The organism is Janthinobacterium rivuli (assembly GCF_009208735.1).
In the GTDB taxonomy this organism is placed as follows: Bacteria; Pseudomonadota; Gammaproteobacteria; order Burkholderiales; family Burkholderiaceae_D; genus Janthinobacterium.
In genome coordinates this window covers 11,062-36,816 of the sequence record NZ_WFLJ01000005.1, presented here as the reverse complement: position 1 = coordinate 36,816, position 25,755 = coordinate 11,062, and the positions used below count along the sequence as shown (strand labels likewise).

20 protein-coding genes are annotated in these 25,755 nt (G+C 65.6%); 12 read left to right on the top strand and 8 right to left on the bottom strand.

From position 1 onward, the window contains the following. Positions 1–61: 61 nt before the first annotated feature. On the top strand, positions 62–487 hold the full coding sequence (locus tag GCN78_RS07720; protein ID WP_070218730.1) for a Fur family transcriptional regulator: 426 nt from the start codon (positions 62–64) through the stop codon (positions 485–487). A 12-nt stretch (positions 488–499) separates the two neighbouring features. Here GCN78_RS07720 and GCN78_RS07715 read toward each other — a convergent pair whose 3' ends face one another. Genes GCN78_RS07715 through zigA form a run of 4 tightly spaced genes read right to left on the bottom strand, consistent with a single transcriptional unit; the run spans position 500 to position 4,097 of the window. Beyond that, entirely contained in the window at positions 500–1,018 is a 519-nt protein-coding gene (locus GCN78_RS07715; RefSeq protein WP_152251186.1) for a GNAT family N-acetyltransferase, read from the bottom strand. 44 nt (positions 1,019–1,062) lie between these two features. After that, positions 1,063–1,851, bottom strand: a complete 789-nt coding sequence (locus tag GCN78_RS07710) for a HoxN/HupN/NixA family nickel/cobalt transporter (protein ID WP_152251185.1) — start codon at positions 1,849–1,851, stop codon at positions 1,063–1,065. Next, positions 1,848–2,852 carry a CobW family GTP-binding protein gene (locus tag GCN78_RS07705; protein ID WP_152251184.1) on the bottom strand — a complete coding sequence of 335 codons (1,005 nt, stop codon included), beginning with the start codon at positions 2,850–2,852 and terminating at the stop codon, positions 1,848–1,850. The genes GCN78_RS07710 and GCN78_RS07705 overlap by 4 nt, the downstream gene beginning before the upstream one ends. A gap of 18 nt (positions 2,853–2,870) precedes the next feature. Beyond that, positions 2,871–4,097 carry a zinc metallochaperone GTPase ZigA gene (gene zigA / locus GCN78_RS07700; protein WP_152251183.1) on the bottom strand — a complete coding sequence of 409 codons (1,227 nt, stop codon included), beginning with the start codon at positions 4,095–4,097 and terminating at the stop codon, positions 2,871–2,873. A gap of 153 nt (positions 4,098–4,250) precedes the next feature. Between zigA and GCN78_RS07695 the strand changes: the two genes are divergently transcribed. From GCN78_RS07695 to GCN78_RS07675, 5 genes are all read left to right on the top strand, one after another. Further along, positions 4,251–4,907 carry an ABC transporter ATP-binding protein gene (locus GCN78_RS07695; RefSeq protein ID WP_193316652.1) on the top strand — a complete coding sequence of 219 codons (657 nt, stop codon included), beginning with the start codon at positions 4,251–4,253 and terminating at the stop codon, positions 4,905–4,907. Positions 4,908–4,993: 86 nt separating this feature from the next. Next, on the top strand, positions 4,994–5,326 hold the full coding sequence (locus tag GCN78_RS07690; protein ID WP_152251181.1) for a TlpA family protein disulfide reductase: 333 nt from the start codon (positions 4,994–4,996) through the stop codon (positions 5,324–5,326). Positions 5,327–5,368: 42 nt separating this feature from the next. Further along, positions 5,369–7,465, top strand: a complete 2,097-nt coding sequence (locus GCN78_RS07685; RefSeq protein WP_152251180.1) for a bifunctional 2',3'-cyclic-nucleotide 2'-phosphodiesterase/3'-nucleotidase — start codon at positions 5,369–5,371, stop codon at positions 7,463–7,465. A 56-nt stretch (positions 7,466–7,521) separates the two neighbouring features. Continuing rightward, a complete protein-coding gene (locus GCN78_RS07680) occupies positions 7,522–8,214 on the top strand; it encodes a tetratricopeptide repeat protein (protein WP_152251179.1) in 693 nt (230 codons plus the stop codon). Between the two features lie 298 nt (positions 8,215–8,512). Next, entirely contained in the window at positions 8,513–9,949 is a 1,437-nt protein-coding gene (locus GCN78_RS07675; RefSeq protein ID WP_152251178.1) for a catalase, read from the top strand. A 43-nt stretch (positions 9,950–9,992) separates the two neighbouring features. Here the strand turns inward: GCN78_RS07675 and GCN78_RS07670 are convergent, their stop codons facing one another. Together GCN78_RS07670 and GCN78_RS07665 are read right to left on the bottom strand one after the other, a co-directional pair. Next, the gene (locus GCN78_RS07670) at positions 9,993–10,325 is read right to left on the bottom strand and encodes a hypothetical protein (RefSeq protein ID WP_152251177.1); all 333 of its coding nucleotides are present in this window, start codon (positions 10,323–10,325) and stop codon (positions 9,993–9,995) included. A 169-nt stretch (positions 10,326–10,494) separates the two neighbouring features. Next, positions 10,495–11,673 carry a chymotrypsin family serine protease gene (locus GCN78_RS07665; protein ID WP_152251176.1) on the bottom strand — a complete coding sequence of 393 codons (1,179 nt, stop codon included), beginning with the start codon at positions 11,671–11,673 and terminating at the stop codon, positions 10,495–10,497. Positions 11,674–11,941: 268 nt separating this feature from the next. Between GCN78_RS07665 and GCN78_RS07660 the strand changes: the two genes are divergently transcribed. From GCN78_RS07660 to GCN78_RS07650, 3 genes are read left to right on the top strand one after another with little or no spacing between them, the layout of a single operon-like run. Next, entirely contained in the window at positions 11,942–13,906 is a 1,965-nt protein-coding gene (locus GCN78_RS07660) for a serine protein kinase (RefSeq protein WP_152251175.1), read from the top strand. Positions 13,907–13,908: 2 nt separating this feature from the next. Further along, positions 13,909–15,195 carry a DUF444 family protein gene (locus tag GCN78_RS07655; protein WP_152251174.1) on the top strand — a complete coding sequence of 429 codons (1,287 nt, stop codon included), beginning with the start codon at positions 13,909–13,911 and terminating at the stop codon, positions 15,193–15,195. Then, positions 15,192–16,700: a SpoVR family protein gene (locus GCN78_RS07650; protein ID WP_152251173.1), complete on the top strand. Its 1,509-nt coding sequence runs from the start codon at positions 15,192–15,194 to the stop codon at positions 16,698–16,700. Before GCN78_RS07655 ends, GCN78_RS07650 begins: the two co-directional genes overlap by 4 nt. A gap of 329 nt (positions 16,701–17,029) precedes the next feature. Here the strand turns inward: GCN78_RS07650 and GCN78_RS07645 are convergent, their stop codons facing one another. Next, complete coding sequence (locus GCN78_RS07645; protein ID WP_152251172.1) at positions 17,030–18,196, bottom strand: SDR family oxidoreductase; 1,167 nt, start codon at positions 18,194–18,196, stop codon at positions 17,030–17,032. After that, entirely contained in the window at positions 18,196–19,500 is a 1,305-nt protein-coding gene (locus GCN78_RS07640; protein ID WP_152251407.1) for a nucleotide sugar dehydrogenase, read from the bottom strand. The genes GCN78_RS07645 and GCN78_RS07640 overlap by 1 nt, the downstream gene beginning before the upstream one ends. Before the next feature lie 219 nt (positions 19,501–19,719). Between GCN78_RS07640 and prsT the strand changes: the two genes are divergently transcribed. The 3 genes from prsT to GCN78_RS07625 are packed head-to-tail and all read left to right on the top strand — an operon-like array spanning position 19,720 to position 25,754. Continuing rightward, positions 19,720–22,503: an XrtA/PEP-CTERM system TPR-repeat protein PrsT gene (gene prsT, locus GCN78_RS07635; protein WP_152251171.1), complete on the top strand. Its 2,784-nt coding sequence runs from the start codon at positions 19,720–19,722 to the stop codon at positions 22,501–22,503. Between the two features lie 3 nt (positions 22,504–22,506). Next, positions 22,507–24,993, top strand: coding sequence for a hypothetical protein (locus GCN78_RS29260; RefSeq protein WP_193316651.1), 2,487 nt, complete (start codon positions 22,507–22,509; stop codon positions 24,991–24,993). Continuing rightward, positions 24,990–25,754 (top strand): S1 family peptidase, encoded by a 765-nt coding sequence (locus GCN78_RS07625; protein ID WP_152251170.1) that lies wholly within the window; start codon positions 24,990–24,992, stop codon positions 25,752–25,754. Before GCN78_RS29260 ends, GCN78_RS07625 begins: the two co-directional genes overlap by 4 nt. Position 25,755: the final 1 nt, after the last annotated feature.

Sequence of the window (25,755 nt, the reverse complement as noted above, 5' to 3'; positions counted from 1 at the left end):
ATAGGGTGGCAAGGGGCACGGCGATGACGCCGCCAGCCGATCCCCCGCAAGCAGGCCTATCATGTTGACATCATCTTCTACACCGCACGCCGAATCGCTGATCCGCAACACCAACGCCCGCGTCACCAAGACGCGCGTCAAGGTGCTCGACTTTTTAATGGCGCAAAGCCGTTCGCTGACCCACCACGAAATCCAGCAGGCGCTGTCGCAGGACAGCGATATCGATTCCGTCACCCTGTACCGGGTGCTGGAATGGCTGACGGAAAATGAACTCGTGCACCGCATCGCGGGCGCCGACCAGGTGTGGCGCTTCAGCGCCGGTGCCGGCCACCAGGCGCACGAGCACGCGCACTTCCAGTGCACCAAATGCGCCAACGTCACGTGCTTCAATGAAGTCAAGCTGCCGCCGCCCGTGCTCTTGCCGGAAGGCTTCAGCGGCGGCGAAGTCGATTACCTGATCAAGGGCCTGTGCCCGCGCTGCAAGTAATCGGCGGCAGCATTACCTGATCAATAAAGCCAGGTGATGCTCGTCATAAAATAGCTCGCCCACGCGCATCGAGCGCGGTTCCGTGCCATACGCGATGAATCCCAGCGACTCATACAGGCTCAGGGCGGCATTGTTTTCCGCATTCACGCTCAAGTGCACTTGCATGATGGCAGGGTCCGCTTCGGCCTGGGCGATGCAGGCGTTGACGAGACGCCGCGCCACGCCCTTGCCCCGCTGCTGCACGTCGACGAACACGCCCCATAGCAGAGCCTTGTGCCACAGCTGGCGCATCGGGTCGCGCCGCAAGCCGGCGAAGCCGACCAATCGTTCGCCATCGAAGGCGCCAAAAGCCCGGTGCAGCGGCCCGCCGGCGATGCGCTGTGCGTGCTCTTCCGGCGTGCGCGCCAGCTCGTCCTCGCGTGACGAGGAGAAGGAGCTGGGCGAATCCAGGATGGCGCGCAGGCGCAGCGCGCAAAAGGCGGCGGTGTCTGCTGGCGTCAGCAGGCGGATGACGATTTCGGAGGCGGACATGGGAAGACTCGGGAGTTTTTTCCCATTATACCCACGCCCCCGTCTCAGGCACGCACGCGGCGCAATCCCAGCAAGGTCCAGCCGTACAGGGCCGCCATCAGCAGCACCATGGCCGCACCCAGGCCCGCCGTCCAGCTTTCCGGCAGCGACCAGGCGGGTTCCAGCTTGCCGGCGGCCATGTAGCCGGCCATGGCCACGCAGATGGCAACGATGGGCCAGCCCAGGCGGCGCCGGAAGGCGCGCACGAGGTCAATTTTGCCGGTGCGCATGACTTTCGCCGTGACCCAGCCATCGAAGGTATCCGTCACGCCCATGCCGACGGCAAACACCAGACCCGTCATCAGGGCGGGACCCATGCCACCGAGCGCGACGGCCGCGTAACCCCAAGCGGCGGCCTGCAGGGCCGTGTCGAACACCAGCGCGAACAGCATGCCGACGACGATGGCGGCCAGCGGCCCGGACGCGCCCCGCAGCCAGCGCGGCAGCAGCCGGCCACGCACCTCGGCCAGATGCGCGCCGGCCAGCAGGCTGCGCGCATTCAGGGCCGCGATGAGCAGCAGCAAGGCGATGGGCAGCCATTCCAGCCAGCCGAACACGGTTTCCGATGGCGTGAATTGCGCCGACGCCACGGCGGCCACGGCCACGATGGCCAGCACGGTCACGCCATGCCCCAGCGCAAACAGCGCACCCATCCACGGCGCCCAGCGCGCATGGGCGGACTGGCTGCGCAGGGTCAGGCCGTCGACGGCGGCCAGGTGGTCGGGTTCCAGGCCATGGCGCATGCCGAGCAGAAAGATCAGCGCCAGGGCGGGCAAGCCCGCCTCCACGCTCACGCCGCCACCCCGACGGCGCTGTCCTGCTTGGCCACGCAGCGGTCCAGGCCCCGGATCAGCATGTCCTGCGGCAAGTCGCGGCCGATGAAGATCATCTTGCTGGCGCGCGTCTCCCCGTCGCGCCACGGCGCGCCCAGTTCCGAGCCCATCAGCATGTGCACGCCCTGGAAGACGGCGCGGCATGGCAGGTCGGCCACATACAAAATGCCCTTGTAGCGCATCAGCTGGCTGCCGAACAGCTGCACCACGGCGTCAAGGAAATTTTCCACCTGCAGCAGATCGAGGGGCTGGGCCTGGTGGTAGACGAACGATTGCACGCCATCGCCATGGCGGTGCCCCAGTTCCCCCAGGAAATCCGGCTCCAGCTCGACGATGGCGTTCAAGTTGAAGCCGCGGATAGTCAGGATGTCGCGCAGGGGCACGTTGCCGAAGCGCACTTTCTGTATGCTGGCGCGGCCATTGATGGCGACCAGGCGCTGGCGCAGCGCGGCCAGTTCGTCCTTGCCGACCAGGTCCGTCTTCGACAGCAGGATGCGGTCGGCAAATCCCACCTGCTCCTGCGCTTCCTTATGCGCCGTCAATTGCTGCTGCGCATGACGCGCATCGACCACCGTCAAAATCGCGTCGAGCATGTAGTGCTCGCTGACGGACGGCTCCGCAAAGAAGGTTTGCGCCACGGGACCGGGCGCGGCCAGGCCCGTCGTTTCGATGATCACGTGGTCGAAAGCGATGCTGCCCGCCGCGCGTTTCGCGTGCAGCTCGCCCAGGATGCGGATCAGGTCGCTGCGCACGCTGCAGCAGATGCAGCCATTGTTCATTTCCACAATCTGCTCGTCGCTGCCCTGCACCAGCAAGCCATGGTCGATGCTTTCGGCGGCGAATTCATTTTCGATCACGGCGATGCGCACGCCGTGATCGCCCTGCAATATGCGTTTGAGCAAGGTGGTTTTGCCGCTGCCGAGAAAACCCGTGATGATGGTGACGGGGATCAGTTCTGTCATATGTCTTTCCTATGATGGTTAATCTTCCAGTTCTTCCATGCGCTGCCACTGCGGAAACGGATCCGGCAGCTTGCGCCAGGCAGCCATGCCCTGGCGCGTTTCCGTATAGTTAAGTTGACATTTCCTTAAGTCCGCCTCGATGGCGGCCTGGTCCATGTCCTGGCCGATGAAGACGAGCTCCTGGTAGCGGTCGCCATATGGCTCGCTCCAGCCTGTTCTGACTTCCGCCAGCGAGGCCGCATCCGTGGGCCAGCGCTCCTGCGGCACGGACGCCCACCACAGGCCCACGGGTTCGATATTCATCAGCTTGCCCGCGCCGGACAGGCTGGCCACCCATTCGGGCCGGCTGGCGAGCCAGAAATATCCCTTGCTGCGCACCACGCCCTTGATCGGCTGGGCAATGTAATCGTGCAAGCGCTGCGCGTGGAATGGTTCTTTCGCGCGATAGACGAAGCTGCTGATGCCATACGTTTCCGTTTCCGGCGCGTGCACGCCGGCCAGCTCCTGGGCCCAGCCCGGCATGCTGGCCGCCTGCTCCAGGTCGAACAAGTTCGTGCCCAAAATGGCGTCCAGCGGCACGACGGACTGGTTCGTTTCGATGATGCGCGCGCCGGGATTCAAGGCTTTCAAAATGGCCAGCACGCGCAGGCGCTCGTCCGCCGCCACCATGTCGACCTTGTTGAGGACGATGACATTGGCAAACTCGATCTGTTCCGTGAGCAAGTTGGCCAGCTGGCGGTCGTCGCCCTCGCCCGCGATCTCGCCGCGCTGCTCCAGGCTGTCCTCGCTGTGAAAATCGGCCAGCAAATTGGCGCAGTCGACGACGGTGACCATGCAGTCGATGCGCGCCACGTCGTTCAGGCTGTCGCCGTGCTCATCCTCGAAATCGAAGGTGGCGGCCACGGGCATCGGCTCGCCCACGCCCGTCGATTCGATCAGCAAGTAATCGAAGCGGTCTTCCGCGGCCAGGCGCCGCACTTCCAGCAACAGATCGTCGCGCAGGGTGCAGCAGATGCAGCCGTTGGACATTTCCACGAGTTTTTCTTCCGTGCGTGACAGGGCCGCGCCAGCCGCCTCAGCGCCATCCCTGACAAGCGCGGCGTCGATATTGACTTCGCTCATGTCGTTGACGATGACGGCCACGCGCTTGCCTTCGCGGTTGCGCAGTATGTGGTTGAGCAAGGTGGTCTTGCCGGCGCCGAGAAAGCCGGACAGGACGGTGACGGGGAGTGTGCGCTGGGTCATGGGTATCTTTCGGATGGGGTGATCGGGTTGTCAAGCAAGGGGAAATGGACGGCCGCATTTTAAATGCAAGTCAATTGCGTTTGAATTATAATGCAGCTCACTTGCATTTGTGCGGCAATCTTTGCCTGCCGGCCAGTTACCCGAAAGAACTTCATGCTCCACCTCGCCTCCCTGACCTACGGCTATGACAGCGCCCGCCGTGTGCTGGACATCGCCGCCTTTCACTTGCCCGTCGGGCGCCACGCCCTGCTGCTGGGGCCATCCGGCTCCGGCAAATCGACCCTGCTGCACTTGCTGGCCGGCATCCTGGCGCCCCAGGCCGGCCGCCTCGATGTGGCGGGCACGTCCCTGCCCGGCCTCTCGCCGCGCCAGCGCGACAGCTGGCGCGGCCGCACCGTCGGCTTGCTGCCCCAGCAACTGGCGCTAGTGCCCAGCTTGAACGTGCTCGACAATGTCTTGCTGCCCGGCTACGCCAACGGCCAGCGGCCCGATCCGGCCCGCGCGGCCAGCCTGCTGGGCCAATTGGGCCTGGCCGACAAGCTCGACGCCTACCCGCATGCCCTGAGCGGCGGCCAGCGGCAGCGGGCCGCCATCGCGCGCGCCATCGTCATGCGCCCGAAACTGATTCTGGCCGACGAGCCGACGGATAACCTCGACGACGAAGCCTGCGCCGCCGTCGTCGCGCTGATGGCCAGCCAGGCCGCGCAAGTGGGCGCCTCGCTCGTCATCGCCAGCCACGACGCCCGCGTCCTGGCCGCCTTGCCCGACGCCGCCGTGCTGCGCCTGCCCCGCACCGGGAGCGCGGCATGAACGTGGTGACGCTCACCTGACGCGCCCTGCGCCACAAGCCGCTGGATTCCGGCCTGAACCTGCTGGTGGTCGCCATCGGCATCGCCATGATGACGTTCATCCTCGGCGTATCCAAGCAGCTGGAAGAGCACGCCGAGCGCGACGCGCACGGCATCGATACCCGGGCCGCCGCACAGGCGTTCCTGCGGCGCCACCCGGCCAGCTATCCCCAGGCCTTGGCCCGGCCTTCCTTGCTGCCCACCTTTGGCAATCAAATCAAGGGCTTGCCATACACAGTGATTGTGAATTCTCAACATCGGATCTGTACCCGGCACCTGGGCCCCGTCGATGCGGCCTGGCTGGCCAAGGCCCTGACCGCCTGCGCGCCCCCCCCCCTGAATCCATGCGCCTTGCACGGCTGTCATCGCCGCGTCATATGACGGCGTTACAGTCGCGTCCTTTGAATCTTTCCGAGGGCGGTAATGAAAACAAATTGGGTCATGCTGGCGGCGCTGGCAAGTGTGGGTCTCGTCGGTTGCAACGGCAGTTCAAATACGGCGCCGGCCATTCCCGAGGGCACGACGGTCACGGTCGCGTTGCTGGAAACCACGGACATTCACTCGAACGTCCTCAGCTATAACTATTACGCGCTGGCCGAAGACACGAGCCTGGGACTTGAGCGCACGTCGACCCTGATCCAGGCGGCGCGCGCGGAAAATCCGAACAACGTCTTGCTCGACGATGGCGACGTCATCCAGGGCACTTTACTCGCCGACCTGCAGGCCGTGGCCGCGCCCGTGCCCTGCTCCGGCACCTTGGCCGTGCACAAGGCCATGAATGCGCTGAAATACGACGCGGGCGGCATGGGCAACCACGAATTCAACTATGGCTTGCCTTACCTGAGCCAGATCACCAACACGGATTTCGGCATTCCCGGCGTGGCCAAGCCGACGGGCACCTGCGGCGCGCCCGCCTTCCCTTCCGTGCTGAGCAATGTCGTCGGCGTGTCCAGCGGCAAGCCGATTTTCCAGCCCTACACCCTGCTGCCACGCGATTTCGCCGCCACGGCGCCCGATGGCAGCAAGCTGACCGTGAAAATCAATGTGGGCGTGCTGAGCTTTGTGCCGCCGCAAATCCTCGAATGGGATCAGAAAGTGCTCGCTGGCAAGGTCAGCGTGACGGGCGTGCAGGAAGCGGCGAAACAGTACGTGCCCGAATTGCGCAACAAGGGCGCCGACCTCGTCGTGGCCCTGTCGCATGGCGGCCTGGACACGAGCACCTACAGTCCGAAGATGGAAAACGGCAGCTATCACTTGACCAGCACGGGCATCGACGCGCTGATGATCGGCCACTCGCACTTGATCTTCCCGAAAGGCAAGGAAGAAGGCGCGGCCGCGCTGGACGGCTCGTTTAGCGCCTTCCCGGCCAGCGCCAAGATCGACGCCGTCAACGGCTTCGTCAACGGCGTGCCCACCGTCATGGCACAAAGCTGGGGCCGCCGTCTGGGCATCATCAAGCTGACGATGGTGTATCAGGGCGGAAAATGGGTGGTGCAGCCGGCCAAGACGACGGTGGAATCGCGCGGCTTCAAGTACACCGATGGCAAGACCCTCGTGAAAGCCGACCCGGCCATCGCGCCCCTTGTGGCCACCGAGCACGCCGCCACCATCGCCTACGCCAAGCAGCCGCTGGGCATCAGCACGGATTTCGAGATGTCCGCCTACTTCGCGCTGGTGGGCGACGTGAGCGCCATCCAGCTGGTGAACCAGGCGCAGCTCGATTACGTGAAGAATTTCATCGCCACCAGCACGGATGCGACCCTGTCCAGCTACAAGAACATCCCCGTCATTTCCTGCAGCGCGCCATTCAAGGCGGGCCGCAACGGGCCGTCGGACTTCACGGACGTGGCCGCTGGCGCCTCCCCGGCCGCACCGGTCGGCTTGCAAGTGCGCAACCCAGGCGACTTGTATTTATATAGCAACAACAACCTGCAAGCCGTCAAGATCAAGGGCGCGGACTTGAAGGCGTGGCTGGAAACGTCGGCCAAGCAATTCGCCCAGATCGACCCGAGCGCCACGGCCGAGCAAGACCTGGTGCCGTCGTATGGCACGATATATAACTATGACGTGTTCTACGCGGAAAACAATGCACTAACATACCAGATCGACGTGACGAAAAAACCGGGCAGCCGCATCGTCAACCTGACCTACAAGGGTGCACCGGTCGCCGACGGCGATGATTTCATCGTCGCCACCAACGATTACCGCGCCGGTGGCGGCGGCGCCGTGCCCGGCATCGATGGCAGCAAGACCATCATCAAGTCGCCCGATGCGAACCAGGCCGTGGTCAGCAATTACTTGGCGTCGCTCAGCACCAAGGGCGGCAAGGTGACCCTGGCGGCCAATGGCAGCGCGCGCAGCTGGAGCTTCGTCAAGACGGCCACGGCCGGTCCCGTGATCCTGCGTTCGGCGCCGGGCCACCTGGCGCTGGCGCAAGGCAGCGGCATCGCCAACGTGGCGGCCGAAGGCGGTCTCGACGCCAGCGGTTTCGCCAAGTACCGCATCGACCTGAGCAAATAAGGTCTGAGGGCCGGCACAAAGGATGTGCCGGCCCGTTTTGATGAAAGGAGATCCCAATGAAACACGCACTCTCCCTGCCCGCCGTCGTGCTGGCCACCGTCCTGGCCGCCTGCCAGGCGTCGCCACCGCCCACGTCGGCGGAAATCGAAGCCGTCGCCATGCATGCGCGCCAGGCGGGCGACCAGCAGGCCGAGCGCAAGGTACGCAGCTGGGCCGGCAAGGACATGCCCGTCGCCGAGCGCGAACTGGCGCTGATTTACCAGCTCCGTCCGGAGCGCCGCGCCGAGGCCCTGGCCCTGTTCGAACAGGCGGCCCGCGCCGGCGACACGGAAGCGGCGTTCGAGCTGGGCCAGATGCTGCGCGCGGCCACGCCGGCGCAAGCCTGGCTGTGGTATCGCCAGGCGGCGCAGCAAGGGCACGCGAAGGCGGCATTAATGCTGGGCCTGCTGGCGGCGAATGGCGAAGGCGTACCGAAAGACCAGGCCGAAGCCGCGCGCTGGCTGGTCAAGTCGAGCGAACTGGGCAATGCACACGCCATGTTCCTGCTGTACAACGCCTACCGCGAAGGCCGCGGCGTGCCGCGCGACCTGGCCAAGGGCCGCGAATTGCTGGAAGAAGCGGCCCACCACGAATACCCGCCTGCCATCCAGGAACTGGCCATGACCGTGCAGGCGGACGACGCCCTGCGCGCCGGCCACCTGATGAAGGAAGCGACGGAGCACCGGCACAACAATTGGAACCGCTTTTAAAAAACTGGGTTTTAAAATCTGGACAAAAGGCCAGTGGCGTGAGCGAGGTCTGTCTTTATATACTTGTAACTTGCAAGCGTGCGGGAGCGGCAGCCACTCAGCGCTTATGATGCAAGGATGCCGCCTGTGCTCGCACGGGCGGCGTGGCAAGCCATCCCGCACAAAAAAAGTTTACACTGGTTTGCATTTTAGAAATTTTACTCTGGACCAGCCCCGGTGAGTGTGCATTCAACCCAGCCAGTGTTTGAGTAGCGCCGGTGCGTCCATTGCTCTGCCTAGCCATGAAAGAAAGAGTCCAATGAAAAAGCTGACCACCGCCTTTGGCGCGCCCGTAGTCGACAACCAGAACATCCAGACGGCCGGCCCGCGCGGCCCCGCCCTGCTGCAAGATGTGTGGTTCCTGGAAAAGCTGGCCCACTTCGACCGCGAAGTCATTCCCGAACGCCGCATGCATGCCAAGGGTTCCGGCGCGCACGGCACGTTTACCGTCACGCACGACATCACGCGCTACACGCGGGCGAAAATCTTTGGCGAAGTGGGCAAGAAGACGCCGATGTTCGCGCGCTTTTCCACGGTGGCCGGTGAACGGGGCGCGGCGGACGCGGAACGCGACATCCGCGGCTTCGCCCTGAAGTTCTACACGGAAGAAGGCAACTGGGACCTGGTCGGCAACAACACGCCCGTCTTCTTCATGCGCGACCCGCTGAAATTCCCCGATTTGAACCACGCCATCAAGCGCGACCCGCGCACCGGCTTGCGCAGCGCCAACAGCAACTGGGACTTCTGGACGTCGCTGCCCGAAGCCCTGCACCAGGTGACGGTGGTGATGAGCGACCGGGGCTTGCCGCGCAGTTTCCGCCACATGCACGGCTTCGGCAGTCATACCTTCAGCTTCCTGAATGCGCAAAACGAGCGATTCTGGGTCAAGTTCACCTTTAAAACCCAGCAAGGGATACAAAACCTGACGGATGCCGAAGCCGAGGCGCTGGTGGGCAAGGACCGCGAAAGTTCGCACCGCGACCTGTATGAGAGCATCGAAAACAAGGATTTCCCCCGCTGGACCCTGTACGTGCAGATCATGCCGGAAAAAGAGGCAGGCACGTATCACCTGAACCCCTTCGACTTGTCGAAAGTATGGCCGCACGGTGACTATCCGCTGATCGAGGTGGGCGTGCTGGAACTGAACCGCAATGCCGACAATCACTTCGCGGAAGTGGAGCAAGCGGCCTTCAACCCGGCCAACGTGGTACCCGGCATCAGCTTTTCACCGGACAAGATGTTGCAGGGCCGGTTATTCTCGTATGGCGACGCGCAGCGCTACCGTCTCGGCGTCAACCACAGCCATATCCCCGTCAACGCGCCGAAGTGCCCATTTCACAGCTACCACCGCGACGGCCAGATGCGGGTCGACGGCAACCAGGGCGGCACCCTGGGCTATGAACCGAACAGCGAGCAGGAGTGGGCCGAGCAGCCTGACTTCCGCGAACCGCCCTTGAGCATTGAAGGCGCGGCCGACCACTGGAACCACCGGGTCGACGAGGATTACTATTCGCAGCCGCGCGCCCTGTTCCGCCTGATGACACCGGCACAGCAGCAAGCCTTGTTCGACAACACGGCGCGCGCCATCTCGGGCGCCTCGGAGCAAGTCAAGCAACGCCACATCGGCAACTGCACCCTGTGCGACCCGGCCTATGGCGCGGGCGTGGCCGAAGCGATCGGCCGCCTGAGCAAATAAGGCGGGCGAATACCCGGCCAGGCAGGCCTGTCTGCAGGCCTGCCTAGCCGCGCTGGATATCGATCTGGCCCGTGATGCTCGTTTCTACCGGGTAGCCCTCGACCTGCAAGGGCACGCGCCGCTTGACGGAAGAGTCGCGCAGGTACACGACGAGCGCTTCCTTGCCCAAGAGCGTCTGCCCCACACTGACGCCTTCCACGCCATCGATGGCCATCAGCGCCCGCTCGTTGCGCCGCCTGGCCGCTTCCAGGCGGCCCTGCGGTGCGGCATGGGCGTACTGGCCCATGCCCTGTCCAGCGGTCTCATCCGGCAAATACGGCATGGCGGCGTCTTCGAAGACGGCAAATGGCGATTGTGCGAATTTACTGTTTGACATGACACACCCTCCTGATGCATTCCATCATACACCCGCCCAACCGGCGTTGCACCACCGTTCGCCGGCCAATACCGTGCGTGGCTGCGGTCCTTGAGCAAGATCATCATCGTGCACAAAATAGCGTCAAACAAGGCGACAGGACAGGCGGCATGACACGTCAAGGCAGCGTTCAAGTGTACAGATTGATGTCGAGCGCCACCACCACCCGCCGCATCTGGTTGGCGAAGGTGATGTTGCCGCCGCCGGCGAACAGCAGGCCGACGGGATTGCGCTGCTGGTTCCAGGTCCAGATGGACGAGCCGGAATCGCCGCCCGCGCTGAACGCCCCGCTCACGCCCGTGATGGCGATCTGGTCCTGGAACAGCGCGATCCTGCCGCCGCCGTAATTGACGTTGATGGTGGCGCCCAGGCCCGTGATGCGGCCCTGCGTCAACTGCGTCGTGCGGCCGGACTTGCCGACGATCATGCCCAGCGCGGGCGCCACCAGCGCATTGCTGATGCGAAAGTAGGCGGGCACGCCGCCGCTCAGGTAGACCAGTTCGGGACGTACGCGGTCTGGCCAGGCCCAGCCGGTGGCGCAATCGACAAAATTCACGCCACCGCTGAAATTGATGGGCACGAAACGCTCGAGCACGGCCACCTGGTCTTGCGGGCAGCGGCCGCCGTCGATGGGGCCCGGCTGCACGATGCAATCGTTGAAGACGCCGCCGTTGGAATTGGCCAGCACGTGATTATTGCTAAGTATCATCAAGCGGCTGTTGCGCGGCGCGCTGCGCCCCACGGCCAGGCAGCCGATGGTGCCGGCCGTGATGCGGAAATGCCCGACCGACACGCCGCCCGGCGCCGGGCGCAGGCGGAAGCGGTGCGGTTGCGCATCGATCACGCCCGTGACGACGATATTGACGGGCACCTTGTCGCTGGCCACGGCGCGCACGCCCATGGCCCCCACGATGGCGGCCTTGGCGCGGTCGACGGAGGTGGGTTCGGCCACGTACAAGGTCAGGGCCGGCAAGCCCGGTTCGCCGGACGAGCTGTCGCTGGCGCCGTCACCCACGCCGATGGACACGCCCTGGATGTTGCCGCCGTCGCTGAAGGCGTCGGCCGCGCGCACGCCGCCCGCCTGGGAAATGGACTGGCGCATGCCGTCTTCGATGCTGCGCTTGATTTCCAGCAATTCCATGCTGACGCCGCTCAGGGCGTCGGGCACGTCCGAGACGGACGCGCTCTCGATCGCGTTCTCGTCTTCACCGGGGACGGAAAATTGGCCGACGGCCTCCTCGTCGTCCGCGCTTTGCCCCCTGCCCCTGCTGCCAGGCGGCGCGCTGAAACCATTCTCGTTGCCTATCATTATCTTCTCCTCGTGGGTCGCCGCAAACCACCAGTGTGGACGGGCCGCGCGGGCCGGTATTGATCTGGATCGAACAGCGCCGGCGCCTGGCCGCCCCGCCCATCTGGGCCCGGCGAGGATAAAAATAGTTCCCTCTTCCAGGTTGAGCGACATCAGGCGTGCGGGCAGAGGCGGCGCCGTATACTTGGCCGACAGGCTGGAACCGGGCCTGCGCCACGTTAGCAACGCCAGCGACAGCAAGGATGGGGAAACAATGACGAGCCCTGGTATGACACGCCACGACGACGCGCCTGAGGGCGAACAAGCAGGCCAGCATGCGGGTTTTGTGCACGGCATGGCGGCCTGGGCGGCAAAACACCGCATCAGTCCCTGGGGCGGCAGTTTTGCCGACTTCATCGAGCAGATCCTGCCCGGCCGCGCGGCCCTGCTGACGCGCAGCGCGCACCAGTACCTGTGGGACATGATGCGCTGGAACGGCCACACCGACGACGCCGGCCGTTTCCGCTGCCGCCTGTTCGACGACGAACTGTTCGGCATCGACGAGGCGATCGAACGGGTCGCCGCCTACTTCAAGGCGGCCGCCGCCGGTTCCGAGGTGGGCCGGCGCATGTTGCTGTTGCTGGGCCCGCCGTCTGGCGGCAAGTCGACCATGGTGATCCTGCTCAAGCGGGGACTGGAAGAATATAGCCACAGCAGCGAAGGCGCGCTGTACGGCATCGCCGGCTGTCCCGTGCATGAATCGCCGCTGCATCTGGTGCCGCACAGCCTGCGCGCCGACTTCCGCGCCAGCTATGATGCGGAGCTGCATGGCGAACTGTGCCCCCATTGCCGCGCCCGTCTGGAAGAACAGTATGCGGGCGATTTCCTGCGCATGCCCGTCGAACGCATCCACCTGTCCGAGGCGGGCCGCTGCGGCATCGGCACGTACGCGCCGCACGACCCCACCACGGCCGACCTGGCCGACCTGGTCGGTTCGGTCGACCTGTCGAAAGTGGCGCAATACGGCGACGAAGGCGATCCGCGCGCCTGGTCGTGGTCCGGCGCCGTGTATGCGGCCAGCCGCGGCATGCTGGAAATGATCGAGATCCTCAAGGTCAAGCGGGAATTCCTTTACCTGCTGCTCACGCTGACACAGGAAAAGAATGTCAAGGTGTCGCGCTTTCCCTTGATTTACCTCGATGAAACCATCGTCGCGCACACGAACCTGGCCGAATTTCGCAAATTCCTGCAAGAAAGCGAAAACGAGGCCCTGCTCGACCGCATGGTCATCGTGCAAGTGCCATACACGCTCAATTACCGCGAAGAGGCGCGCATCTACCGCAAGCTGATCCAGGCGGCCGCCCCCGCCTTCCGCGACGTGCACCTCGATCCGCACGTGCTGCATGCGGCAGCCGTGTTTGCCATCCTCAGCCGCTTGCCCGAAGGCGACGACAAGGAGGCCGAACTGGTCAAGAAGCTGCGCGTCTACGCCAACGAAGACGTGGACGATTTGCAGCCTGCCGACCTGCGCCGCATGCGCGAGCGCGACAAGTCGCCCGACGAAGGACTGTCCGGGGTGTCGCCCCGTTTCGTCATCAATGCCCTGTCGCACGCCATCATTTCCGCCCAGCGCAACAGCCTGTCCACCATGGACGTGCTGCTGGCCCTGAAAGACGGCATCGAGAGCGATGCGCGCATCGAACCGCGGCGCAAGCGCAAATGGGTCGATTATCTGGTGCTCACGCGCAAGGATTTCTATAACCGCTGGGTCAAGGCCGACGTGCACAAGGCCCTGTTCGTGTCATTCGAGCAAGAGGCGCAAGACTTGCTGAACAAATATCTCGATGAAGTCGAAGCCATGCTCGACAATCGCCAGATCCGCGATCCCATCACCAGCGAAGAGCGGCGCCCCGACGAGCGCTTCCTGCGCGCCGTGGAAGAAAAAATCCATATCAGCGACTCGGGCAAGCAGTCGTTCCGGCAGGAAGTGGTGCGCAAGGCCATGAGCGCCTTCAAGCGGGGCGAGGCGTTTGGCTTGGGCAGCCATGCGCAATTGCACGACGCCATCCAGCAATATCTGTTCGAGCAGCGGCGTGACGTGCTGCGGCTGGTCGGCTCGGCCAAGCGTCCCGATGACGACGTGCGGGCCAGGATCTCCGCCGTCGAACAGCGTCTGGTCGACGAATATGGCTATGACGCCCACAGCGCACGCGAAGCGCTCAACTACGTGACCACCTTGCTGGCGCAGGAATAGCCATGTCCGCCACGACCCCGCCAGGCAAGGGCAACCACGATGGCGCTCCGGCACGCGGCGCCCCCGCAGGCACGGCGGCTGCGGCCAGCACGGTGCATTCCGCTGGCGCGGCGGCGCAGGCGGGCGCCGCGCCGGCCTTGGCCCGGCCCTGGTACGGGCTGTTCTCGCGTGGCGCGCGCGACTGGCTGCGCCACAACCAGAAAGTGCGCGACGCCGTGCAGGCGCACTTGCCCGAGCTGATCGCCGCGCCCGATCTGATCGGCGGGCCGCAACAGCGCACGGTGCAAGTGCCGATGCGCCTGCTCGAGCATGCGCGTTTCCGCCTGGCGCCAGCGCGCAACAGCGTGGGCGCGGGCCAGGGTGACGGCCAGCCCGGCGATATCCTGCGCGCGGCGCGCCCCGCCGTCGCGGGCGGGACCGGTGCGCAAGGCGATGGCGGCGATGGCGAGGGGGCGGTGCGCCTGCTGCTGGAGTTTCCCATCGACGACATCCTCGACTGGCTGTGGGACGCGTTCGAATTGCCGCATCTGCAGCCGCGCCACCTTGGGGCGATCGATGACATCAGGCTCGTGCGTAGCGGCCTGGACCGGCATGGCGCCCGTTCGCGCCTGGACCGGCGGCGCACCGTCAAGGAAGCGATCAAGCGGCGCGCCCTGCAAGCGCAGCCCGTCCCCTTCACCAATGATGACTTGCGCTACCGCCAGATATTGCCGCAGCCCCGGCCCAGCACGAATGCCGTCGTGTTTTTCGTGCTGGACGTGTCGGCCAGCATGGGGCAAGCCGAGCGCAAGCTGGCCAAATCCTTCTTTTTCTTTGCCTTGCAGGGCTTGCGGCGCCAGTATGCACGCGTGGAGACGCGCTTTATCGCCCACACGACACGGGCCTGGGAATTTTCCGAGGCCGAGTTCTTCCAGGTCAATGGCATGGGCGGCACCATGGCGTCCACCGCCTTTCGCCTGAGCCGGGAACTGCTGCAGGAACACTACGCGCCGGGCCGCTACAACGCCTACCTGTTCTATGCCTCCGATGGCGAGAATTTCAGCGAAGACCGGGCGGCGGCCAGCCTGGCCCTGGGCGAACTGGCCGCCTTGCTCAACTATATGGGCTATGTGGAAACCGTGCCCGGCGTGCCGCGCAGCCTGGAAACGGAAATGCACGGCTTGTTCGCCGAACAGGAACGACGGGGCTTGCCCTTGCATAGCAGCATCCTGAGCAAGAGTGACGATATCTGGGCGGCCATCCGCACCTTTTTTCAACACGAAGCGGCCGATACGGAGGCAACGGAATGACGCGCGCTGACACGCAGCCTGCTCCAACGCCAGGCGACCTGGGCAACTACGCGGCGCGCATCGAAGCGCTGGCACGGCAACTGGGCCTGGAATTTACCCCTGTCGAGTTCGAACTGGTGCCGGACAGTTTCATGGCCGAGATCGCCATCTACGGCTTGCCCGTGCGCATGCGTCACTGGTCGTTCGGCGTGCGCTACCTCCACCAGCTCGTGCATCGAAAGATGGGCAACTCGCATATGTTTGAAGTCATGTTTCCCGGCGACCCTTGCCATGCCTACATGGCCGAGCACAATTCCGTGGCCGAAAACACCCTCGTCACTGCCCACGTGCTGGGCCACGCCGATTTTGCCAGCCGCAATGCCCTGTTCCTGCGTTTCGGCGCCATGGCGGGCCAGCGCATCCTGGAACAAAGCGCGGCGCGGGCGCAGCGTCTGGAATTGGCGCTGCAACGCCACGGGCAGGAACAGGTGGAAGCCGTGCTCGATGCGGCACTGGCGCTGGAGCAACACGTCGACATCCACGCCGAGCTGCACCGCCCGCCCTACGCCGCGCCATCCGGGCCAGCCGGTGTGGCAGGCAAGCAAGACAAGACCGGCGTGGCCGATCCTTTTGCGCAGCGCTACCGGCGCTTGCCCGGCGAAGCGGCGGCGCTGGCGGCGCACGACGCGGCACGGGCACGCCTGGCGCAGCGCCCGCTCATGCCGCCGCAGCCCGAGTACGACTTGCTGTGGTTCATTGCGCAACACGGGCCCGAACTGGCCGATTGGGAGCGCGACATTTTCCTCGCCGTGCGCGAAGAATCGTTTTACTTCTATCCCGTATACGCCTGCCAGATCATGAACGAAGGCTGGGCCTCGTACTGGCATGCGCGGCTGCTGCGCGAAGCGGACTTTCTGCCGCCGGCCCTGTACCTGTCCGCCATCAAGTCCCATTCGGACGTGGTGCGCCCGTACGCGGCCGAGCACCAGCTGGCGCTGGCCGTCAACCCCTATCACCTGGGTTTTTGCATGTGGGAACACATCATCGAGCGCGAAGGACTGGCGCGGGCGCGCCAGATTTGCCACGACGACGATGACTGCAGTTTTATTCGCAACTATCTGGACGGGGAGCTGGCTGACCGCCTGGGCCTGTTCGTGCATGAGAGCCGTCGCGACGGTGAAACGCGATTGGCCAACCGCGACTTGCGGGCCATCCGCGAAGCCATCCTGGCGCCCAAATACAACTATGGCGCGCCGTGCATCGCCGTCACCCTGCTCAACGACGATGGCAGCCTGGTGCTGCGCCATGATCACCAGCGCGATGGGCGCGGCCTCGACCTGGAGCGGGCCGAACAGGTGCTGGCGTATATCGCCCGCGTCTGGCGCCGCCCCGTCACCCTGCATACGGCCGATTTCCGCGGCACGCCGCGTGTTCTCCGCAGCAAGACCGACGGCGTCCCAGAGCCGCCTGCGCCGCCTGCATCAACCACGCCGCCCATGCCGACCGCGGCGCCCACGCCACGCTGAACGCAGAACGCCGTTGAGCGCCGAGCGGCAGGCGCCCGGACGGATATCGAGCCTGTGCGCCCGGTATCGTGGTATCTGCTAGGCGTAGCGGGTATCTGCCAGGCGTATCTTATATGTCTATCGGGTAGGCATAGCAGGCAAGGCAAATGGGCCTGGGGCCGGTATCGGACGCAACCCGCGCAGGCCGCCTGCGCAGCGACCTTAGCCACCTCAGCTGCGGCCAACGGATGCCTCACGCCTGGCCAGCTTGCTTCTTATCAGCTTGCTTCTTGTTAGCTTGTTTCTCGCCAGCTTATTTCTTGTCAACTTATTTCTTACCAGCTTATTTCTCAAGCCCGGCCCGCTTGCGCCACATACCACGCGATAGTCTGCCGCAAGCCTTGCGCCAGGTCGTGCGTCGGCATATAACCGAGCAGGCGGGCCGCCTTGGCGATGTCCGCCTGCGAATGGCGCACGTCGCCGGCGCGAAACTCGCCGTATTGGGGCGCCTGCGGCACGTGTTGCGGTCGGACGGCCAGCAACATCTGCTGCATGGTGGCGTGCAACTGCGTCAGGCTGGTGCGGGCGTTGACGGCCACGTTGTAGACCTGGTTCACGGCCGCCGGGTCGGTGCCGGTGGCGGCCAGGATATTGGCTTGCACGGCATTGTGCACGAAGCAAAAGTCGCGGCTGGTGGCGCCGTCGCCATGGATGTGCACGGGCTCGTTGTCCAGCATGGCGGCGATCCAGCGGGGAATGACGGCCGCGTAGGCGCCCAGCGGGTCCTGGCGCGGACCGAAGACATTGAAATAGCGCAGTCCCACCGTCTGCATGGCGTAGCAGCGCGCGTACACCTGCGCATACAGTTCATTGACATATTTGCTCAGGGCGTACGGCGACAAAGGCGCGCCGATGTGCTGTTCCACTTTCGGCAAGGCCGGATGGTCGCCATACGTGGCGCTGGACGCGGCATACACGAAGCGGCGCACGCCTGCCTCGCGGGCGGCGGCCAGCATGTTCAGGAAGCCGCTGACATTGACGGCATGGCACAGCAGCGGGTCTTCCAGCGAACGCGAGACGGAACCGAGCGCCGCCTGGTGCAGCACATAGTCGACGGCGACGGGGCCGCCCGGAGCGGCACGGCCGCGCTCGGCCACGCTGCCACCATCGGCCAAATCTGACTCACCGTCTGCCTCGCCGTCGCCGGCCGTGCGTGCCGGCGCGCCGCACGCGCGCGCGCACGCCTGCGGGTCGCGGATATCGCCTTCGATGAAGGTGAAGCGGCGCCACGCCTGTTCCCCCACGCTGGCGCGCACCAGTTGCAGGTTATGGCGGTGGCCCGTCATAAAATTGTCCAGGCCGCGCACTTCCTGGCCCAGTTGCAGCAAGGTTTCCAGCAGGTGCGAACCGATGAAGCCGGCCACGCCCGTCACCAGCCAGCGCCGCGGCGTTTGCAGCAGTTGCGCGCGGGCCAGCGCGTAGGCGCCGGCAGCCGGATCGAGCGCATCGGCCGCCATCACAGCCGCCACACGTGCAAGCCGCCATCTTCGAGCGGACGGGGATCGAAGTGCGATTTGATGTCGATGAAGCAGCCGTTCTCCAGCACCTTGGCCTGGAAATCGGCCAGCGGGCGGGCCAGCAGGGCCTGGTGCGAGACGGCGCTGATGATGGCCTCGGCGCGCGGCAGCTGTTCCCAGGTTTCCAGCGATAAACCGTATTCTTCCAGCGCTTCGCGGCCATCGGCGACTGGATCGTGCACGTGCACCTGCACGCCGTACGATTGCAGCTCGTGGATCATGTCGACCACCTTCGAGTTGCGCAGGTCCGGGCAATTCTCCTTGAAGGTCAGGCCCAGCACGTTCACGTGCGCCCCTTTCAATTTGAAGCCTGCCCGCACCATTTCCTTGATGGTCTTTTCCGCCACGAACTTGGCCATGCCGTCATTGATGCGGCGCCCGGCCAGGATCACGTGCGGGTGGTAGCCCAGCATTTCCGCCTTGTGCGTTAAATAATAGGGGTCGACGCCGATGCAGTGCCCGCCCACCAGCCCGGGACGGAATGGCAGGAAATTCCATTTCGTGCCCGCCGCCTGCAGCACTTCCAGGGTGTCGATGCCGATGCGATCGAAGATGATGGCCAGCTCGTTCATCAGCGCGATGTTCAGGTCGCGCTGCGTGTTTTCGATCACCTTGGCCGCCTCGGCCACGCGGATGCTCGAGGCCCGGTGCACGCCGGCCTCGACCACGCCTTCGTACAGGGCGGCCACCTTGTCCAGGGTGGCGTCGTCGTCGCCCGAGACCACCTTGCGGATGCTGTGCAGGGTGTGGTCGCGGTCGCCGGGGTTGATGCGCTCGGGCGAAAAGCCCACATGAAAGTCTTCCTTCCAGCGCAGGCCCGAATGCTGTTCCAGGATGGGGATGCAGATTTCCTCGGTGGCGCCCGGATACACAGTCGATTCATAGATGACGATGGCGCCGCGCCGCATGTGGCGGCCGACGGCCGCGCTGGCGCCGGCCAGGGCCGAGAAATCGGGATTGTGCGCGCTGTCGACGGGCGTGGGCACGGCCACGACGATGAAATCGGCCAGTTGCAGCTCGGCCGGATCGCAGCCCACGCTCAGCCATTGCGCCGCCAGCAACTGTTCATGGCTGACTTCACCCGTCGGATCGATGTGGCGCCGGTAACTGTCCACCTTGCGGGCCGACAAGTCAAAGCCGATCGTGCGCTGGCGCATGCCGAACGCCACGGCCAGCTGCAAGCCCACATAACCGAGTCCCACCACCGCTACCACGTCCGTCTTGCTATCCACCTTGCTGTCCATATGCATGCGCTCCGAAGGGTTGCGGCCCGAGCATCGCCGTCCGGGAAAGTCTACGGTTGCCGATCAGGCCATTCTTGAGCGGGAACAAGAAACACGGGGTGGCGGCCGGCATGCGCGCGGACAATCGGCGGCTTGTTGAGCGCAATCAAGGAGACCGGCGGCCATCTTTTTAAGCTAGGCCATGCCGATCCCTCATGCACGTCGCTACCGGAGACTTCCATGGCCCGTTCCCTGCCCCGCCCTTTCCCTGGCCTGCCGGCCGCCGCGCTGTGCTGCACCTTGCTGCTGCCCCTGCTGACGGCTTGCCACGGCACGCAGAGCAGCGACACCCTCCTGGCCGACGCGCAGCAATACCGTCAGAAAGGCGAGGCGCGCGCCGCCATCATCCAGTTGAAGAACCTGCTGCAAAAGGAACCGGACAACGCGGCCGCGCGCTTGCTGCTGGGCAGTATCTATATCGACACGGGCGAAGGGCTATCTGCCGAGAAAGAATTGCGCAAGGCAAAGTCCTTGGGATCGGCGCCGCAGCAAGTGATGCCACTGCTGGGCAAGGCCTGGCTGATGCTGGGCCAGTTCGACAAGGTACTGGCCGAGATCGCCGACGATGCGGCGCTGCCCGCCAGCGTGCTGGTCCTGCGCGGCGACGCCCTGCTGGCCCTGGAGCGCAAGGACGAGGCGCGCGCCCTGTACGCGCGCTTGCTGGAAGCCCATCCCGACCAGGTCGAGGCCTTGCTGGGCCTGGCGCGGCTGGCGGCGCTGGAGCAGCAAGTGACGACGGCCGAGCTGCTGCTGGCGCAAGCCTTGAAAAGCGCGCCTGCCAACCTCGACGCCTTGCGCCTGCAGGGCGACCTGCTGCGTCTGCAAGGCAAGAACGACGCGGCGCGGCGCGCCTACCTGCAGATCCTGAAAATAAAGCCGGACAATACCCAGGCGCATATCGACCTGGCCAACCTCGACATCGTGGAAAACCGCTACATGGAAGCGGCGGCCCAGCTGGCCACGGCGCGCAAGACGGCGCCCAATAGCCTGGGCTTGCTGCAAGCCCAAGCCTTGCTAGATTTTCGTCAGGGCAAGAACAAGGCGGCTTTGCAAGGCTTGCAGCTGGTGCTCAAGGCGGCACCCGATCACATGCCGTCCATCCTGCTGGCCGGCGCCGTGCAACTGGCGCTCGGCTCGCCTCCCCAGGCCGAAAGCTACCTGCGGCGCTTCCTGGCCGTGTATCCCAAACATCTGTACGCCATCAAGATGATGACGTCGATCGAATTAATGCGCAACAAGACCGACGCGGCCATCGACTTGCTGCTGCCCGTGCTGGCCGCCTTTCCCGACGACGTGGAATTGCTGTCGCTGGCCGGCGAAGCCCACTTGCGCGCGCGCCAGTACGACAAGGCGACGGCGTATTTCGAAAAGGCCAGCACGCTGGCGCCGGACACGGCCAAACTGCATGCGGCCCTGGGCATCAGCCGCCTGGGCCAGGGCGAGAACGGCCGCGCCATCAGCGAACTGGAACGCGCCAGCATGCTCGACAAGAGCACGCCGCAAGCGGGCACCATGCTGGTGATGACCTTGCTGCGCAACAAGCAGAACGACAAGGCCCTGGCCACCGTCAAGATGATGGAGCAACAGCAGAAAGGCACGAATCCCTTGCTGCTGAACCTGAAAGGCGGCGTCTACCTGTCCTTGCGCGACTTGCCGGCCGCGCGCGCCAGCTTCGAGCAAGCCCTGAGCATGGACCCCGTCTATCTGCCGGCCCTGAACAACCTGGCGCAGATCGACCTGGCCGAGAAAAAGCCGGAACAGGCGAAGCAACGCTTCGAGCGGGCGTTGGCGAAGGCGCCGAAAAATGCCGACCTGTGCGCGGCGCTGGCCAAGCTGGCTGCGTCGGAGGGCAAGACCGACGAGGCACGGCGCTGGCTCGAGCGGGCCCAACGCGACAATCCCGACGCCGTCGCGCCAGCCCTGCTGCTGAGTAACTTTTACCTGAAGACGGGCGCGCCCGACAAGGCGCTGGAACTGGCGCGCACCCTGCAGACGGGCCATCCGGGCGACGCCGATGCGCTGGCCCTGCGCGCCCAGGTGGAATACAGTGCCGGCCAGGCGCCGGCCGCGCTCGACAGCTACACCAAGCTGGCCAGCCTGCAAACCACGTCCGCGCCCTTGCAGATGCGCATCGCCAGCCTGCACCTGGCGCTGGGCGACCATGCCCATGCGCTGCAAGCCGTCAAGCGGGCGCAAGCGCTTGACCCGGGCCTGCTCGAAGCGCGCGTGGTGGAAGTGGCCCTGCTGCTGAACCTGAATCGCCAGCGCGAGGCGCTGGCCGTGGCGCGGCAAGTGCAGGAACAGCAGCCCAAGGTGGCGGCCGGCTACAAGCTCGAGGGTGACGTGCTGATGGAGCAAAAGCTGCCGCAGCAAGCCGTCAAGCTGTACCAGCAGGCCTTTGGCATCAGCCCCATCGGCCCGTTGCAGGTACAGCTGTACCTCGCCTTGCAGGCGTCGGGACAGGAACGCGAAGCCGATGCGCGCATGGCCACCTGGCTGAAAGATCATCCGGAAGACTTGTCGACGCGCACCTACCTGGCCGGCACCCGGCTGGCGGCGAAACAATACCGCGCAGCCATCGAGCACTTCCAGTATGTCGTCGCCAAGGATGGGGGCAACGTGGTGGCCTTGAATGACCTGGCCTGGGCCTATCAGCAGGAAAAAGATCCGCGCGCGCTGGCCACGGCCGAGCAGGCGCTCAAGCTGGCGCCCGACAATCCCGCCGTGCTCGACACCGTGGGCTGGATCGCCCTGGAGCAAGGCGACGTCAAACGCGCCACGGCCCTGCTGCGCAAGGCGGCGGGGCTGGCGCCGACGTCGCCCGAAGTGCAGTACCACCTGGGTGCGGCGCTGGCGAAATCGGGCGACAAGGGCGGCGCGCGCAAGCAGCTGGAACAACTGCTTGCCGCCAACAAGGACTTCCCGCAGCGGGCCGCGGCGCAAGCCTTGCTGACCCAGTTGTAGGACATGGCTGTGCAAGCGGCCATGCCCGGCCTGGCGGCGCGGCCCCTGGCCCTGCTGGCGGGCGCGGCCTGCGTGCTGGCCCTGCGCCAGTATCCGCTGGGCCACGGCTGGCCCAGCCTGCTGTTTGCCGTCCTGCTGCCCGCGTATTTCCTGCTGCTGTGCTGGCGTCCCGCCTGCTGGCTGTTCTGCGTACCGGCCCTGCTGCCCGTGCTGGACCTGGCGCCGTGGACGGGCTGGTTCTTCCTCGAAGAAATCGACGTGCTGCTGTTGCTGACGCTGGCCTGCGGTTACTGGCGCCTGGGCGGACCCGCCCGGCCGGCGGCGGCGCGGCTCTCGCCCGGCGCCCGCGCCTGCCTGCTGCTGTGCAGCCTGGCCTGGCTGGCGGCGCTACTGCGCGGCGTTCTGCCGCTGGCGCCCCTGGACCTGAATGCCTGGGATAACTACCTGAGCCCCTACAACAGCTTGCGGCTGGGCAAGGCCTGGGCCTGGAGCATGCTGCTGCTGCCGCTGCTGCTGCGCGACGCGGATCCTCCCGCCTTGCGCCGCTACGCGCTGCCCGGCATGCTGACGGGACTGGCCATGGTGTCGCTGTTCGCGCTGTGGGAACGGGCCGTGTTTCCAGGTCTGCTGAACCTGTCCAGCGACTACCGCATCACGGCGCCGTTTTCCGCCATGCACACGGGTGGCGCCGCGCTGGACGGCTACCTGGCCCTGAGCTTGCCGTTTGCCGGCCTGTGGCTGGCGCGCGCGCGCAGCCGCTGGCAGGCGGCGCTGGCCTTGCTGCTGCTGGCCCTGGCCCTGCACGCGGCGTTGACCACTTTTTCGCGGGGCTTGTACGCGGCCCTGGCGGCGGCCATGCCGCTGGCCTTGTGGCAAGCCTGGCGGACGGCACCCGACACGGCACAACATGGGCCCGGCCAACCGCCCGGACGCAAACTGTTGCTGTGGCTGCTGCTGACCGGCCTGGGCACCGTCCTGCTTGTATACATGTTCGGCCTGGCCGGCTACCGGGGCTTGCTCGCCGCCGTCGTCCTGCTCGCGGCCAGCTTCGTGCTGGCCGCGCGGCCCTTGCCGTGGCGCCTGGCGCCGGCCAGCCTGCTGTGCGCGCTGTGTCTGCAGGGTTTGCTGGCAGCCTGGTGGCCGGAAGCGGCTGGCCCGCAGGGCGCCGGCTGGCTGAAAGGCCCGTATTTCCTGTTCCTGCTGGCCGCCGTGCTGATGGCGACCGTGCTGCTGCCCGGCCCCCTGTGGCCGGGCGGCAGCGCCGACAACGGGCCGGCCAGGCTGGGCCTGGCGATGATGGCGTGGACCATGCTGGCGTGCAATCTCGCCTGGATAGTCTGGCACCGGGCGGGACCACCAGCCCTGCTGTCGGCCGGCCTGGTCGTGCTGCTGGCGATGCTGATGCTGTGCAACGGACGCTTGCGCCCACCGCTGTGGCGGCTGGATCGGGCCAGCCTGAGCATCGCTGGCGCGGCCAGCGTCCTGCTGCTGCTGGCCATCCCCGTCTCGGCCAGCTATTACGCCACCGAACGTTTCTCCACCACAGCATTCGATATGCAAGGCCGCTTGCGCCACTGGCGGCAGGCGCTGGCCATGCAGCCGTCCGACGCGGGCAATCGCCTGTTCGGCATGGGTATCGGCAGCTTTCCCGCCACCTATTATTGGCACAATCCCCAGCGCGAGGTGCCGGCCAGCATCGCGTATGCCGAGGAAGGGGCAAACCGCTATGTGCGTCTGGCCAGTCCCGGCTACAGCGCCGGCTATGGCGAACTGTTGCGGCTGCTGCAACGCCTGCCCGTGCATGCCGCCACGCGCTACACGCTGTCGCTCGACGCGCGTAGAAGCGGCCCCATGCCCGTGCTGCAGGTGCGCTTGTGCCAGAGACAATTACTGTATGCACAAAACTGCGTCCATGTCCCCCTGCGCCTGCGCCCTGCGCCGCCCGGCATGCAGGCCGGCGCGTGGCAACACTATGACGTCCCCTTCGACAGTGGCGGCCTGGGCGGGGGCGCCTGGCTGCTGCGTGCGCCCGTGCAGCTGGAACTGGCGGCCAGCGGCACGGCCACCTCGTCCGTGATCGAGGTCGACAACCTGAGCCTGCGCGCGCCCGGCGGCAGGGAAATGATCGCCAACGGGCGCTTTACGCAGGCCAATAATTACTGGTTCTTCAGCAGCGACCATCATCACTTGCCATGGCATATCAAGAGCCTGGCCTTGCATTTGCTGGTCGAAACGGGCTGGTGCGGCGCATTGTCCATGCTGGCCTTGCTGACCCTGGCCGGCCAGCGCCTGTTGCGCCGCGCCGCGCGCGGCGACACGGGCGCGCTGGCCTGCGCCGCCGCCCTGCTGGGTTTTCTCGTCGTCGGCCTGTTCGACAGCCTGCTCGACGTGCCGCGCATCGCCCTGCTGTGCTATCTGATGCTGCTGTGTGCGCTGCTGCAACCGCCCCTCTCCCCACGATCTTCGTCCCTTGAAAGCGCGCCGCCATGAAAGCCTTGTCTTCCCTCCTGTTGTTTTGCCTGGCCCTGGCCAGCGCGCCTTGCCGCGCCGATGCGCCGCTGGCGCAAACCATCGCGCGCGTGAAACCGTCGATCGTCGGCGTGGGCAGCCTGCAAAAGACGCGCACGCCGCCGATGAACTTCATCGGCACGGGGTTCGTGACGGGCGACGGCTTGAGCGTGCTGACCTGCGCCCATGTGATCCAGAAACTGCTCGACGCCAATCCGAATGAAGTCATCGGCATACTCACGGGCCAGGGCGAGGCGGCGCAATTTCGCCCCGCCAAAGTCCAGGCGGTGGACGCGGAACACGACCTGGCCCTGCTGCGCCTGACGGGCGCACCCCTGCCCGCCCTGGCGCTGGGCGATGCGGCCACGGTGCGCGAAGGCCAGGCCATGGCCTTTACGGGGTTTCCGCTGGGCACCTTGCTCGGCTTGCACCACGTCACGCACCGCGCCACGGTGTCATCGCTGACACCGGTGGTCATGCCCAGCGAAAACGCGCAACGGCTCGACCCCCGCCGCCTGGCACAGCTGCAAAAGGCGCCATACACCGTGTTCCAGCTGGACGCGACCGCGTATCCGGGCAGCAGCGGCAGCCCCTTGTTCGATCCCGAGACCGGTCTCGTCTACGGCATCGTCAACATGGTGTACGTCAAGGGCCTCAAGGAGGCGGCCATCAGCGCGCCCAGCGGCATCACCTACGCGATTCCAGGCAGCCACATGCAGGCGATTTTGCTGAAAAACAAATGAA

Excerpts from the sequence above, each read along its gene's own strand:
- GCN78_RS07720 (WP_070218730.1), top strand. The coding sequence starts at position 62 with ATGTTGACATCATCTTCTACACCGCACGCCGAATCGCTGATCCGCAAC.
- GCN78_RS07715 (WP_152251186.1), bottom strand. The coding sequence starts at position 1,018 with ATGTCCGCCTCCGAAATCGTCATCCGCCTGCTGACGCCAGCAGACACC.
- GCN78_RS07705 (WP_152251184.1), bottom strand. The coding sequence starts at position 2,852 with ATGACAGAACTGATCCCCGTCACCATCATCACGGGTTTTCTCGGCAGC.
- zigA (WP_152251183.1), bottom strand. The coding sequence starts at position 4,097 with ATGACCCAGCGCACACTCCCCGTCACCGTCCTGTCCGGCTTTCTCGGC.
- GCN78_RS07695 (WP_193316652.1), top strand. The coding sequence starts at position 4,251 with ATGCTCCACCTCGCCTCCCTGACCTACGGCTATGACAGCGCCCGCCGT.
- GCN78_RS07690 (WP_152251181.1), top strand. The coding sequence starts at position 4,994 with ATGATGACGTTCATCCTCGGCGTATCCAAGCAGCTGGAAGAGCACGCC.
- GCN78_RS07685 (WP_152251180.1), top strand. The coding sequence starts at position 5,369 with ATGAAAACAAATTGGGTCATGCTGGCGGCGCTGGCAAGTGTGGGTCTC.
- GCN78_RS07680 (WP_152251179.1), top strand. The coding sequence starts at position 7,522 with ATGAAACACGCACTCTCCCTGCCCGCCGTCGTGCTGGCCACCGTCCTG.
- GCN78_RS07675 (WP_152251178.1), top strand. The coding sequence starts at position 8,513 with ATGAAAAAGCTGACCACCGCCTTTGGCGCGCCCGTAGTCGACAACCAG.
- GCN78_RS07670 (WP_152251177.1), bottom strand. The coding sequence starts at position 10,325 with ATGTCAAACAGTAAATTCGCACAATCGCCATTTGCCGTCTTCGAAGAC.
- GCN78_RS07665 (WP_152251176.1), bottom strand. The coding sequence starts at position 11,673 with ATGATAGGCAACGAGAATGGTTTCAGCGCGCCGCCTGGCAGCAGGGGC.
- GCN78_RS07660 (WP_152251175.1), top strand. The coding sequence starts at position 11,942 with ATGACACGCCACGACGACGCGCCTGAGGGCGAACAAGCAGGCCAGCAT.
- GCN78_RS07655 (WP_152251174.1), top strand. The coding sequence starts at position 13,909 with ATGTCCGCCACGACCCCGCCAGGCAAGGGCAACCACGATGGCGCTCCG.
- GCN78_RS07650 (WP_152251173.1), top strand. The coding sequence starts at position 15,192 with ATGACGCGCGCTGACACGCAGCCTGCTCCAACGCCAGGCGACCTGGGC.
- GCN78_RS07645 (WP_152251172.1), bottom strand. The coding sequence starts at position 18,196 with ATGGCGGCCGATGCGCTCGATCCGGCTGCCGGCGCCTACGCGCTGGCC.
- GCN78_RS07640 (WP_152251407.1), bottom strand. The coding sequence starts at position 19,500 with ATGGACAGCAAGGTGGATAGCAAGACGGACGTGGTAGCGGTGGTGGGA.
- prsT (WP_152251171.1), top strand. The coding sequence starts at position 19,720 with ATGGCCCGTTCCCTGCCCCGCCCTTTCCCTGGCCTGCCGGCCGCCGCG.
- GCN78_RS29260 (WP_193316651.1), top strand. The coding sequence starts at position 22,507 with ATGGCTGTGCAAGCGGCCATGCCCGGCCTGGCGGCGCGGCCCCTGGCC.
- GCN78_RS07625 (WP_152251170.1), top strand. The coding sequence starts at position 24,990 with ATGAAAGCCTTGTCTTCCCTCCTGTTGTTTTGCCTGGCCCTGGCCAGC.